The sequence below is a fragment of the Nocardioides sp. genome (assembly GCF_035576065.1).
Lineage (GTDB): Bacteria > Actinomycetota > Actinomycetes > Propionibacteriales > Nocardioidaceae > Nocardioides.
This window is the reverse complement of record NZ_DATLWX010000001.1, coordinates 121,686-134,496: the sequence shown is the minus strand read 5'-3', so window position 1 is coordinate 134,496 and position 12,811 is coordinate 121,686. Positions and strand designations below refer to the sequence as shown.

12 protein-coding genes are annotated in these 12,811 nt (G+C 69.7%); 1 reads left to right on the top strand and 11 read right to left on the bottom strand.

Annotation, left to right across the window (positions count from 1 at the left end):
• Window positions 1–73: 73 nt before the first annotated feature.
• The 11 genes from VNJ48_RS00695 to VNJ48_RS00645 form a co-directional block, all read right to left on the bottom strand.
• Window positions 74–904 (bottom strand): bifunctional allantoicase/(S)-ureidoglycine aminohydrolase, encoded by an 831-nt coding sequence (locus VNJ48_RS00695; RefSeq protein ID WP_325598082.1) that lies wholly within the window; start codon window positions 902–904, stop codon window positions 74–76.
• Entirely contained in the window at window positions 901–2,247 is a 1,347-nt protein-coding gene (gene allB, locus VNJ48_RS00690; protein WP_325598080.1) for an allantoinase AllB, read from the bottom strand. The genes VNJ48_RS00695 and allB overlap by 4 nt, the downstream gene beginning before the upstream one ends.
• A complete protein-coding gene (gene uraH / locus VNJ48_RS00685) occupies window positions 2,237–2,557 on the bottom strand; it encodes a hydroxyisourate hydrolase (protein ID WP_325598078.1) in 321 nt (106 codons plus the stop codon). Before uraH ends, allB begins: the two co-directional genes overlap by 11 nt.
• Complete coding sequence (gene uraD, locus VNJ48_RS00680; protein ID WP_325598076.1) at window positions 2,557–3,066, bottom strand: 2-oxo-4-hydroxy-4-carboxy-5-ureidoimidazoline decarboxylase; 510 nt, start codon at window positions 3,064–3,066, stop codon at window positions 2,557–2,559. Before uraD ends, uraH begins: the two co-directional genes overlap by 1 nt.
• Entirely contained in the window at window positions 3,063–3,923 is an 861-nt protein-coding gene (gene pucL / locus VNJ48_RS00675) for a factor-independent urate hydroxylase (RefSeq protein WP_325598368.1), read from the bottom strand. Before pucL ends, uraD begins: the two co-directional genes overlap by 4 nt.
• Before the next feature lie 3 nt (window positions 3,924–3,926).
• The gene (locus VNJ48_RS00670; RefSeq protein ID WP_325598074.1) at window positions 3,927–5,189 is read right to left on the bottom strand and encodes a DUF6986 family protein; all 1,263 of its coding nucleotides are present in this window, start codon (window positions 5,187–5,189) and stop codon (window positions 3,927–3,929) included.
• Window positions 5,190–5,227: 38 nt separating this feature from the next.
• Window positions 5,228–6,475: a GAF domain-containing SpoIIE family protein phosphatase gene (locus VNJ48_RS00665; protein ID WP_325598072.1), complete on the bottom strand. Its 1,248-nt coding sequence runs from the start codon at window positions 6,473–6,475 to the stop codon at window positions 5,228–5,230.
• A gap of 134 nt (window positions 6,476–6,609) precedes the next feature.
• The gene (locus VNJ48_RS00660; RefSeq protein WP_325598070.1) at window positions 6,610–6,786 is read right to left on the bottom strand and encodes a hypothetical protein; all 177 of its coding nucleotides are present in this window, start codon (window positions 6,784–6,786) and stop codon (window positions 6,610–6,612) included.
• Window positions 6,787–6,881: 95 nt separating this feature from the next.
• Window positions 6,882–8,456, bottom strand: a complete 1,575-nt coding sequence (guaA, locus tag VNJ48_RS00655) for a glutamine-hydrolyzing GMP synthase (RefSeq protein WP_325598068.1) — start codon at window positions 8,454–8,456, stop codon at window positions 6,882–6,884.
• Window positions 8,457–8,898: 442 nt separating this feature from the next.
• The gene (locus VNJ48_RS00650) at window positions 8,899–10,614 is read right to left on the bottom strand and encodes a GMC family oxidoreductase (protein WP_325598066.1); all 1,716 of its coding nucleotides are present in this window, start codon (window positions 10,612–10,614) and stop codon (window positions 8,899–8,901) included.
• A complete protein-coding gene (locus VNJ48_RS00645) occupies window positions 10,614–12,230 on the bottom strand; it encodes a succinic semialdehyde dehydrogenase (protein WP_325598064.1) in 1,617 nt (538 codons plus the stop codon). The genes VNJ48_RS00650 and VNJ48_RS00645 overlap by 1 nt, the downstream gene beginning before the upstream one ends.
• A gap of 101 nt (window positions 12,231–12,331) precedes the next feature.
• Here VNJ48_RS00645 and VNJ48_RS00640 point away from each other — a divergent pair, with 101 nt between their 5' ends.
• On the top strand, window positions 12,332–12,805 hold the full coding sequence (locus tag VNJ48_RS00640; RefSeq protein WP_325598062.1) for a hypothetical protein: 474 nt from the start codon (window positions 12,332–12,334) through the stop codon (window positions 12,803–12,805).
• Window positions 12,806–12,811 lie beyond the last annotated feature (6 nt).

Sequence of the window (12,811 nt, the reverse complement as noted above, 5' to 3'; positions counted from 1 at the left end):
TGTCCATGCCGAACGACGATCCGCCGTTCGCCATGTTACGTGGTCCGAGTCACAAACGGGGTCACAAACGGGGTCACAAACGGGGATGCTGCGACAACGTGGCGTGCCGGTTGACGTCCTTGTAGAGCAGATATCTGAACCGTCCCGGACCACCGGCGTAGCAGGCCTGCGGGCAGAAGGCGCGCAGCCACATGAAGTCACCGGCCTGCACCTCGACCCAGTCCTTGTTGAGCAGGTAGACCGCCTTGCCCTCCAGGACGTAGAGGCCGTGCTCCATCACGTGCGTCTCCGGGAAGGGGATCGCGCCGCCGGGCTCGAAGTTCACGATGTTCACGTGCATGTCGTGGCGGGTGTCGAGCGGGTCGACGAAGCGCTGGGTGCTCCACGCGCCGTCGGTGCCGGGCATCGGCTCGGCGCGGACCTCGGTCTCCTGCGTCACGAACGCCTCCGGCACGTCGATGCCGTCGACGTGCTCGTAGGCCTTGCGAATCCAGTGGAAGGTCGCCGTCTCGGCACTGTCGTTGCGTAGCGACCATGTCGCCCCCGGCGGTAGGAAGGCGTAGCCCCCCGGTCCCAGCCGGTGGTCGATGCCGGCGATCGTCAGGTGCACGGTCCCGTCCACCACGAACAGGACTCCCTCGGCTGTCGGGTCGAGGTCGGGCCGGTCGCTGCCTCCGCCCGGTGAGACCTCCACGACGTACTGCGAGAACGTCTCCGCGAAGCCCGACAGCGGCCGGGCGATCACCCAGGCGCGGGTCTCTCGCCAGTGCGGCAGCTGGCTGGTGACGATGTCGCGCATGGTGCCCCGCGGCAGCACGGCGTAGGCGGTGGTGAACACCGCGCGGTCCGTCGTCAGCTCCGTCTGGGCGGGCAGGCCCCCGCGCGGCACGTAGTAGCCGGTCATCTCGACTCTCCTCTGCTCAGCATCCGGCCGCGCGGAGCGGCGTCCAGGTCGACCGGCACGCCGGCCAGCCAGGTCTGGCGGACGGTGCCGGTGAGCGTACGCCCGGCGTAGGCGGACACCGGGTTCTTGTGGTGCAACGCGTGTACGTCGACGACGAGCTCCTCGTCCGGGGCGAACACGCACAGATCGGCATCGGCCCCCACCGCGATCTCACCCTTGCCGGCCAGTCCGACCCTGCGGGCGGGTGCCGTCGCCATCCAGCGCACCACGTCGACGAGGCCCAGTCCCCGGTCGCGAGCGGTGGTCCACACGACCGGCAGACCGAGCTGCAGGGACGCGATCCCGCCCCAGGCGTCGGCGAAGTCACCCGTCTCGAGCCGCTTGAGCTCGGTGGTGCACGGTGAGTGGTCGGTGACGACGAAGTCGATGTCACCGGTGCCCAGCGCTGCCCAGAGGGCGTCCCGGTTGGCTGCGTCGCGGATCGGTGGGCAGCACTTGAGCTCGGTGGCCCCGTCGGGGATCGCTCCGGACTCGAAGAACAGGTAGTGCGGGCAGGTCTCCACCGAGACGTCGACTCCCTCAGCGCGAGCCCCACGCAGCATCGGGACGGCCCCGGAAGCGCTGAGGTGCACGACGTGTGCGCGTCCGCCACTCGTGCGCGCTGCGTCGATGACCAGGGAGATGGCGCGCTCCTCGGCGGCGTCGGGACGACTCTCGAGGAACCCGGCGTAGGACTCCCCGTGGGCGCACGCCGCGACCGCATCGCCGTCCTCGGCGTGCACGAGCATCAGCGCGCCCAGCCGCGCGACCTCTGTCATGGCGGCGGTGAACTCGGCCGGGGTCAGGTGTGGGAACTCCTCGACCCCCGAGTCGAGGAGGAAGCACTTGAAGCCGAACACCCCGGCTCCATGGAGGCCACGGAGATCGCCGAGGTTGCCGGAGATCGCGCCGCCCCAGAAGCCCACGTCGACGAACACCTGCCCGTTTGCCACGCCCCGCTTCTCCTCCAGTGCCGCGACCGTAGTGGTCGGCGGGATGCTGTTGAGCGGCATGTCGACGATCGTGGTCACGCCGCCGGCGGCCGCAGCCTTCGTCGCGCTCGCGAACCCCTCCCACTCGGTCCGGCCCGGCTCGTTCACGTGCACGTGGGTGTCCACGAGTCCGGGCAGCAGCACCTCGTCCTCGGACAGCTCGACGACCTCGGCGCCGCCGGCGTCCACGTCGTACGGCGACAGGTCGGTGATGACCTGGATGATGACACCGTCGCGGATCCGCACCGCGACCGCCGACTCCTCGCCCCCGACGACGGCACGGCGGGCGCGGATCAGCGTCTCAGCTGCCACGGTAGGTCGAGTAGCCGAAGGGGCTGAGGAGCAGCGGCACGTGGACGTGCCCGTCGCCCTCGACCGTGAACGTCACCAGCACCTCGGGGTAGAAGCCCTCGATGCCGCGCTGGGCGAAGTAGTCGCCGGTCTCGAAGCGCAGGCGGTAGGTGCCCGGAGCCAGCGTGCTGCCGCCGAGGTCCGAGACCCTTCCGTCGGAGTCCGTGAGGCCTTCGGCCAGCTGTCCGCCGTCCCCCTCCAGGCTCACCCGGACACCGACCGCCGGCCGACCGAGGCTGGTGTCGAGGACGTGCGTGCTCAGCGTCGCCATCAGGACAACGTCTCCTTCATGCGCAGGACCGCGATCTGGGTCAGCTGGTCGATGGTCTCGGCCCGCTCGAGCTCGTCGGTGTTCTCCAGCCGGAGCCGAAGCTGTTCCACGATCTCGTGGGCGTCGCGGCCGGCGGCCCGGATGATGAAGACCCGGCCGAAGCGCTGCTCGTAGGCCCGGTTGCCCTCCTCGAGCCGGCGGGCGACCTCCGCGTCGGTCTGGTCCACCCCCGACTGCTCGCGGGTGGAGTGCTCCGCGTCGTGCACCGCGTCGTCGGCACGCTCGCCGATCCGCGGGTGCCGCGCGAGGGCCTGCTCCAGCTCGACATCGGTGATGGTGGCCGAGCCCGAGACCATCGTCGTCTCGAGCTCGTCGACGTCGGCGTACGGGCGGGTGACGGCGAGGTCGTCGGCCCAGCGCGGCACGTCGAGCCAGGTCCGCACCAGGCGGTGGGCCTCGTCGCGCTCCATGGTGTTGAAGGCCGCCAGGCCGGGTCGGCCGATGCTCATCGCCCCTCCTCGTCGCGGGTCACGGTGGCCTCGATCAGGCCGTAGGGCCGGTCGGCCGCGATGAAGACCTCACCGGCGTTGTCGAGCCCGAACGGCGCCAGGTCCACCAGGTGATGGTGCTTGTTGGGGGCGGTGAAGGAGATCTCCTCGATCTCGTCGTGCGCCTCGAGCACCGCCCGCCCCATCGCGAACAAGGTCTCCTGGAGAGCTCGGCTGTACGTCGAGGCGAACGTGGCGAGCAACAACGCGCGCACGTCGTCGTACGCCCGGTTCCAGTCGACCTGCCCGTGATCGGAGTAGCGCCAGGTCGTGGTGAGCGATGTGGCGAGGATGCGGTCGTCCGCCTCCGCCAGGGTCGTGTAGTCGTCGACGAGGAAGCCCTTGAACTCCGAGCCCGTGGACTTCAGCACCGTGAGGTCGGTGAGGCCGGAGCGGACGTGGGCTCCCTCCGAGGACAGGTCGACCTGCGTGGTGCGCACCTCGCCCCCGCGGCGTACGAACGCATGGTCGTGACCGTCGCCGTCGACGGTGATCCGGTCCCACGCGTACTCCTCGACGTCGACCAGGGCGCCGGTCGCGGCCGGGGTCGCCTCCAGGAGCCGCCGAGCGAGGGCGAGCGCGTAGTCCTCGGGCGAGGTCACCCCGTGCTTCTTGGCGTAGGCGAACGCGGTGTTCTTCTGGGTGTCGGTCGGCAGGACCTGCGACTGGTCACCGTCCACGTGGGCTGCGGCGAAGTCGCCGCGCAGCGAGCTGGAGACATTGAGGTCACGGATCTCGTGCCGCGGGGTGTCGCGCACGATCCGGACGACGCGGTTCTCGGCTTTGCCGTACTGGTTGGGTCCCAGGATGATCCCCATCACTCAGCCTTCCTTCGTGGTGGTGCGGTGGGCGAGCGAGGCCAGCGCCGCTGCGTCCAGTCCGGCCGCTTCCTCGACCTCCGGGGCGGCGAGAGCGCCGCAGTCGAGACCGCGGAGGAGGAAGTCGGCCAGGGCGCGGGCGGTCGCGGGCTCGTCGAGCACCCCGGAGGCCTGCCGCTCGACGTAGTTGCGCAGGCGGGCCGTCGCGGCTCCGGACCCGCCGCGATAGAAGGCGAACGTCGCTGCGAAGCGGGTCGGCAGCTGGGCGGGGTGCAGGTCCCAGCCCTGGTAGTAGCCCCGCTCCAGAGACCTCCGGACGAGCCGCAGGTGGTTGCTCCACCCTTCTCGGACCTGCTCCGGACTGCCCACCGGGAGCAGGTTGGTCGACCCGTCGGAGAGGCGCACGCCGGTGCCTGCGGCAGCGGCCTGCATGACGGCCTTGGCGTGGTCGGCGACGGGGTGCTCGAGGCTCTGGTGGGCCGCGGCGATCCCGCAGAACGCCGAGTAGTCGTAGGTGCCGTAGTGCAGGCCGGTGCAGCGCCCGCCCGACGCGTGGATCATCCGCGCCACCAGTGCGGTGCCATCGGGGCCGAGGATCGACTGGGGCGTCTCGATCTGGATCTCGAAGCGCAGCGCCCCCTCCGTCAGTCCCAGCGCGGACTCGACCCGCAGGGCCGTCTGGACGAGAGCCTCCACCTGGTCGACGGACGTCACCTTCGGCAGCGTGACGACGAAGCCGTCCGGGAGCGGTCCCCCATCGGTGAGGGCCTCGACGAACAGCGCCAAGGTGCGGAGTCCACGCCGCCGCGTGGGTGCCTCGAAGCTCTTGAACCGGATGCCATGCCCGGGCGGAGCCGTCCCATCGGCGATGGCGGTGCGGAGGCCCTGCGCAGCGCTCTGCACATGGCGGTCCTCCTCCTCGTCGGGGCGTGGGCCGTAGCCGTCCTCGAAGTCGATGCGGAGGTCCTCGATCGGCTCGCGACCGAGCTTCTCGCGCACCAGCTCCAGCAGGGCCTCGTCGCCGTCGAGGAGCTCGAGCAGGAGGGACTCGTGCTCCTTGACTGTGCTCAGCGCCTCTTCGGCGTACGACGCGACGATGTCGGCGTGGAAGAGGTCCGCGGGGACGTAGACGGTGTGCACGGGCTGCCGACCCGGTCGCACCCCCGGATATTGGCGGGCCAGCGCGGCATCGGCGGCCTCGAGGCGGCCGTCCAGCTCCTCGGCGATCCGGACGAGGTCGAGGCCGAGACCACCCTGAGGCTCCATGCCCGCACCCTAGACCGGTGTGGGGAACATCGGTCCAGTCAGGACTGGATGTCGGATCCGCCCTCGGTGTCCCGCTCGGTGTCGCCGCCGCACCAGTCGAGCAGGAGGAAGGTGGCGTCGTCCTCCGGTGCTGACTCGACGTGCTCCCGGAAGGCGGCTGCGATCTTCTGGACAGCGTTGCGCGGGTGGAGGTCGGCGGTCCGGACGAGGTGGTCGTCGAGATCGAAGGACTCCGCAGAGCGTTCGTACATGCCGTCGGTCAGGAGGACCAGGCGGTCGCCCGGGTCCAGCTCGACGCCGTGTGCGGTGTAGTCGCCGTGGACCTGCTGGTCGTCCAAGCCGAACGGCGGGTCGGGTGTGAGCTCGACGTGGCTGAGCTTCCCGTCGCGGACCAGCCGGGGCAGGGGATGGCCGGCGTTGAGCATCCGAGCGCGGATCACGCCGCTGTCGGTCGTCGCGCGATCCGCATCAGCGCCCCCGGTGGCGGGGTCTTCCTGCTTCCGCGAATCGAGATCGATCTCGATGATGATGCCGGTGGCGTAGTCCTCGTCGTCACCATGCCGGATCAGGGCCGCCTGCGCGGCCGCCGCCTGGTCGCGCAGGTCGCCGCCGTCACGTCGCGCCTTGCGCATGGCGCTGATCGTGAGGGTGGCCAGCATGGCCGCCCCCACGTCATGACCCACCGCGTCGATGAGGCTGACGGTCAGGCGGTCCCGGGACACCGTGTAGTCGAAGGTGTCGCCACCCGCGGTGCTGCTCGGTTCCAGCCAGCCCGCAAGCCTGAAGGAGCCGCCCTCGCAGACGAAGGCCTCGGGAAGCAGCTGGTACTGGACCTCCATCGACAGCTCGAAGGACTCCGACCGGCGGGCTCTCTCGTATTCGTCGGTATGGCGCTGGTTGGCGACGATGATGTACGCCAGCAGGTGCGCAACCGCGCTCAGCTGCTCGCCCAGGTCCTCGGGCGATTCGGCGGCCTCGTCGAGCCGGACCTCCAGGACGCCGATGGCATCACCCCGCACGGTGACCGGCAGCCACCACGACTCGTCGCGGCCGACCTCCTGCTCGAGCCAGGCCGAGCCGGCCGACGTCCCCGCGATCTCGAGGCGTTCGCCGCTGGGCATCAGCAGCAGGGCCTGGCCCGCGGCGTCGGCGATCCAGAAGGAGACTCGCTCTGCGCCGACCTGCTCGCGCAGGTGCTCGGCGACCGTCTCCACTGCGGACGCGGGAGACGCATCCTCAGCGCTCGAGAGGAGCGCACGCAGGTCGATCGAGTCGGGACGCGTCATCGGGCGTCGTCCACATGAGAGGTGCACGTCTTCATCTGGCCCCCTTGCCGTTGCGCGACAACCTACGACCGGTCAGCCCCGTGACGCACGGCCGACCACCTCCCTGAGGGTCATGGCACGGTCGCACGGCTCAACTACGCGAGCTCGCCCGCGGCCCGGAGATCCGCCAGCTCCGACTCGAGGTCCGCGATGCGGTCGGCCTCCTTGTCGGCCTCGTCCTGGAAGGCCTGCTGGGTGACGCGCTTGTCCTCGATGAAGTCCTGGAGCGACTCGATCTCCGCCTGCACGTCGCCGCCTGCGTCTTGGTCCATGTCCTGCTCCCGTGGGTGTGGTGTGGGGGAACGTCCGGAATCCGGGTGTCAAGCCTAGTGCGATGCGAGCCTGGTTCGTCGCTGGACTGGACCAGCTACTCCCACTCGATCGTGCCGGGAGGCTTGGACGTGATGTCGATGGTGACGCGGTTGATCTCGGCCACCTCGTTGGTGATCCGGGTCGAGATCGTCTCCATCACGTCGTACGGCAGCCGGGCCCAGTCGGCAGTCATCGCGTCCTCGGAGGTGACCGGACGCAGGACGACGGGGTGACCGTAGGTCCGACCGTCGCCCTGGACTCCGACGGATCGGACGTCGGCCAGCAGTACGACCGGCATCTGCCAGATGTCGCGGTCGAGGCCGGAGCGGGTCAGCTCCTCGCGAGCGATCGCGTCCGCCTGCCGGAGCAGGTCGAGCCGCTCCCGCGTGACTTCGCCGATGATCCGGATCCCGAGACCGGGTCCGGGGAAGGGCTGGCGCCACACCATGGTCGACGGCAGGCCCAGCTGCTCCCCCACGGCACGCACCTCGTCCTTGAAGAGCGTCCGCAGCGGCTCGACGAGCTCGAACTGCAGGTCGTCGGGCAGACCGCCGACGTTGTGGTGCGACTTGATCGTCGAGGTCCCAGCACCACCGCCGGACTCCACGACGTCGGGATACAAGGTCCCCTGCACGAGCCACGCCGTGGCGTCGCCTGCAGCCAGGCCCCCGAAGACCCGGACCTCGGCGGCCTCGAAGGTGCGGATGAACTCACGGCCGATGATCTTGCGCTTCTCCTCCGGGTCGCGGACACCTTCGAGCGCGTCGAGGAACTGGTCGGCTGCGTCGACCACGTCGAGGGCGGAGAACACCTCCTCGAAGTCCCGCTTCACCTGCTCGGTCTCGCCCTGGCGCATCATCCCGTGGTCGACGTACACACAGGTCAGGCGGTCGCCGATGGCGCGCTGCACGATCGCGGCCGCGACGGCCGAGTCGACCCCGCCGGAGAGCGCGCAGATCGCGCGACCGGTCTCGCCGATCTGCTCGCGGATCTGCGCGACCTGCTCCTCGACGATGTTGACCATCGTCCAGGTCTGTCGGCAGGCGGCGATCTCGTGGAGGAAGTGCTCCAGGACCTGCTGGCCGTGCTCGGAGTGGAGGACCTCGGGATGCCACTGGACCCCGGCGAGTCCGCGGGCGACGTCCTCGAACGCGGCGACCGGGGTGACGTCGGTCGAGGCCAGGACGGTGAAGCCGTCAGGGGCCGCAGCGACGGAGTCGCCGTGCGACATCCAGACCTTGTGCGCCTCGGGGATGCCTGCGAGCAGGATGCCGGGGTTGGTAACGGTGACCGGCGTACGGCCGTATTCACGCGCTCCGGTGTGCGCGACCTCGCCGCCGAGGCCGCGAGCCATCAGCTGGAAGCCGTAGCACATGCCGAAGACGGGGACGCCCGCGGTGAAGACCGCGTTGTCGATCCCCGGGGCGTCGTCGGCGTAGACCGAGGACGGGCCGCCGCTGAGGATGATCGCCTTGGGCTGGCGCGCGAGCATCTCGGCGACCGGCATGGAGTGCGGGACGATCTCGGAATAGACGCGGGCCTCCCGCACCCGCCGGGCGATCAGCTGGGCGTACTGGGCGCCGAAGTCGACGACCAGGACGAGGTCGTGGTCGGCGTGTGGGTTCGTCACGGGCGGAGTCTATCGAGGCCGCGTCGAGCCCAGCCCTGCCGGTTGACAGCGGTAGTTCGCTGCCACCTGGTGGCAGTGGAATCCCGCTGTATGCCGAGCTGTCAGCCGACGTGCGGGACATCCGAAGTTGCGTCCGACACCGAGGCCGCCACCTCGTCGGACGCTGAGCCGGACGTCCGACGGGGCGGCCGTCGGGGCCGCCAGCATGTCGGACGTCCCAGTGCCGGCAGAGTGTCGGGCCCGGGCCGAACAACTCGCAAATAGCACCAGGGCCCGACCGGGGAGGGAGGTTGGTCGGGCCCTAGTCGTCCTCGCGTCTGCTGGACAGCGCTGGGACAAGACGGTCCCGGCTGCTGGGAGGGAGCGCGAGTGCCCGGGTCCGTCATGGGAGCAACGACCCCGACCGCGGCGGGTTACGCGTCGAGGAGAGAAACTTCGCGAGCTAGCTGACTCCCACGATGGGCAGCCGCAGGGCAGCCGGAGCCTGGTCAGGGACGATGGGGTTCTTGGGCGCGACCGGGGCGATCTGCTGATAGCCGGAGCCGAGTGCGGGGCGGGTGTCGGCCTCGTCCTTGTTGGGCCAGAACGCCATGGCGCGCTCCGCCTGCGCGGTGATCGTGAGCGACGGGTTGACGCCGAGGTTGGCGGAGATGGTCGACCCGTCAACGATGTGGAGACCGGGGTGGCCGAACATGCGCTGGTAGGGGTCGACGACGCCGGTCTGGGGGCTGTCCCCGATCGTGCAGCCGCCGATGAAGTGCGCGGTGAGGGGTCGCTCGAACGGCTCGCCGACGTTGCCGCCGGGCTCACCGCCGATGACCTTCGCCATGCGGCGTACGGCGTCGTAGGCGACGGGGATGTACGTCGGGTTGGGCAGGCCGTGACCCTGCTTGCTGGTCATCCGCCAGCCGAACCGGCCCCTCACCCCCATCGTGGTGATCGAGTTGTCCAGCGTCTGCATCACCAGGGCGATGACGGTCCGCTCCGACCAGTGCTTCATGTCGTAGAGGTCCAGCACGTCCCGGCGCTTGGCCCACAGCTCGCGGCGCCACGTCTTCAGGCGGTGCTCGCCCACGACCTCGTCGGCGAGCACGGTCTGCATGAGCGCCATCGCGTTGGAACCCTTGCCGTAGCGCACAGGTTCGATGTGGGTGTGCTCGTCGGGGTGGAACGACGAGGTGATCGCGACACCCTGGGTGTAGTCGACGGACAGGTCCGGTGCGAGAGCGCCGAGGATGGCCTCGGAGTTGGTGCGCGTCAGCACACCGAGCCGGTCGGACACGTGGGGCAGGTCGCCCTCGCCCTTGAGCTGGTGGAGCAGCTTCTGGGTCCCGAGGGCCGCCGCCGAGAAGACGACCTGGTCGGCGGTGAAGGTGCGCAGAGCCGTGCGCCGCGACATCTTCGCCTTGGTCCAGCGGGTCTCGATCGTGTAGCCACCCTCGGCGCGCGGTCGGACCCGGGTGACCGTGGTCAGCGGGTGTACGACGGCGCCGTTGGTCTCAGCGAGGTAGAGGTAGTTCTTCACCAGCGTGTTCTTGGCGTTGTGCCGGCAGCCGGTCATGCACTCACCGCAGCCGATGCAGGCGGAGCGCTCGGGACCGGCGCCACCGAAGTAGGGGTCGGCGTGCGTCCGGCCCTGCTTGTCGTCCTGGTCGTCCACGTCGCCGAAGAACACCCCCACCGGAGTGGGGTGGAACGTGTCCGCGACGCCCATCTCCTCGGCGACCTTCTTCATCACCTCGTCAGACGGCGTGTGCCAGGGCGTGTCGACCACCCCGAGCATGCGCTTGGCCTGGTCGTAGTAGGGGTGGAGCTCGGCCTTCCAGTCGGTGATGTGGGCCCAGGACTGGTCGCGGTAGAACGCGTCGAGCGGCTCGTAGAGCGTGTTGGCGTAGACCAGCGACCCCCCGCCGACGCCGGCTCCGGCCAGGATCATGCAGTCCTTGACCATGTCGATGCGCTGGATGCCGTACATCCCCAGCGACGGGGCGAAGAGGAACTTCTTGGCGTCGAACGACGTCGCCGGGAAGGACGAGTCGTCGAACCGTGCGCCTGCCTCCAGGACGCCCACGCGATAGCCCTTCTCGGTCAGGCGGAGCGCGGTGACCGAGCCGCCGAAGCCGGACCCGATGACCAGCACGTCGTAGTGGGTCCCCATCAGGCGCGGCCCAGCTTCTTCATCAACCGCAGCTGCGCGGTCATCACCTTGGCGTACGTCTCGTCCGACATGCCGAGCATGGGGGCGAAGCGCACGAGCCGCTGGGTGGCCACGGACTGCGACTCGGTGTAGCGGTGGATCCCCTCGCTGCCCTGCCGCCGGCCCATCCCGGACTGGCGCATGCCGCCCATCGGGGAGTCGATGCTGGCGAAGGTGGCACCGAAGGCCTCGTTGATGTTCACGGTGCCGCACTTGATCTCCTTGGCGATGACCCTCCCGCGAGCACCGTCAGAGGTGTAGATCGAGGCGTTGAGGCCGTAGTCACCGGCATTGGCACGCGCGACGGCGTCCGCCTCGTCGTGGAAGCGGTAGAGCGCGATCACCGGCCCGAAGGTCTCGTCGCCGAAGCAGGTCATGTCGGGAGTGACTCCCTCGAGGATCGTCGGCTCGAAGAAGTATGGGCCGAGGTCGGGACGCGCCCGGCCGCCGGTCAACACGCGGGCACCCTTGGCGACGGCGTCGTCCACGTGGGCCTGCACCGTCTCGAGCTGGGTCTGCGAGATGAGGCTGCCCATGTCGACGCCCCACTCCATCGAGGAACCGAGCGTCATGGCCTCGGTGCGGGCGACGAAGCGCTGGACGAAACGGTCGTAGATCTGGTCGGCGATGAACATCCGCTCCACGGAGACGCACAGCTGTCCGGCGTTGGAGAACGACGCGCGGACCGCACCCTCGGCGGCCTTCTCCAGGTTGGCATCACGCAGGATCAGGATGGGGTTCTTCCCGCCCAGCTCCAACGATGCACCGATCAGCCGGTCGGCGCACTGGGAGGCGATCAGCTTGCCGGTCGCCGTTGAGCCGGTGAAGCAGACGTAGTCGGAGCGCTCGATCATCGGCGTGCCGATCTCCGCACCGGGCCCGGCCACGACGTTCCACACGCCCTCGGGGAAGCCAGCCTCCTCGAGCAGCTGGGCGCCGAGCAGCGCGGAGAGCATGGTCTGCGCATCAGGCTTGGTCACCACGGCGTTCCCTGCGAGCAGAGCCGGCAGCCCGTCGCACAGCGCCATCGTGAAGGGGTAGTTCCACGGCGAGATGATCCCGACGACGCCCTTGGGGAGGCGGTTGACCTCGACCCTCGTCAGGCCGGGCACGACGCCGAGCTTGCGCTGGGGATCGAGGTGCTCGTGCGCCGTACGCCCGTAGTAGCGAGCGGTCAGCGCGATGTGCATCGGCTCGTCGAAGGCGTGCTTGCGGGACTTGCCCGACTCCAGCACGATCAGGTCGATGATCTCCTCCTGGCGATCGAGGACCAGGTCGTGCAGACGCAACAACATGGCGGCGCGGTCGGCGAGGGAGGTCCGGGCCCACGTGACCTGGGCCCGCCGGGCCCGGGCGTAGGCCTCGGCGACGTCCTGCGCGCTCGACTGCGGGATGTGCGCGAGCGGCTGACCGTTGAGGGGCGACTCGACCGGGACGGTCGCCCCGGTGGTGCTGACGACGCGCCGCGTCAGGTTGGCGACGTAGTCCGGCTCCAGTGCGTAGCTGGCCTTGGGGTCGTGCTCGGGGTCCGCGGGGCCGTTGACGAGATGGCCGGAGGCGGGAGTCTGCTCGCTCATCCTCCGAGGGTAGGGCGCGCAGGGGCCGCATGCTACTGGTCAGTCACATCGTCCCGGCATTTGACACGAAGCCTTCATTTGTCAAGCACTAGGGTCGCGCCATGCTCGCGAACCTTCGCACCGTCGTCTCGTCCGTCATGGGCGGGCTGGTCATCGTCGGCTTCGCCCTGTGGTTCGTGCTCACCGACCACAGCGAGACGCCGGATCCGCTCTGGCCCGCCATCGTGCTCGCGCTGGGCGTGGCTGCGGCCGGGCTGATCAACACGGTCGGGTTCCGCACGCCAGCGGTCGCACCGAGTGCGACGACCGAGGAGTCTGCCCAACAGGCCCGCGCCTCGTTCCAGGCTGGCACCATCAGCCGGATGGCCATGGCTGAGACGCCCGCGATCGCGGCGATCGCCCTCGCCTTCGTCACCGACGACGGCGGGTACGCCCTCTACCTGCTCGGCGCCGCGATCTCGCTGACCCTGCTGGCCGTCTACGCCCTACCCACCGACAGCACGATCGCCCGCACGCAGAGCAGCCTCGAACGTGAGGGCGGCCGGGCCGACCTCGCCACCGCCCTCAACGGCTGACGATCC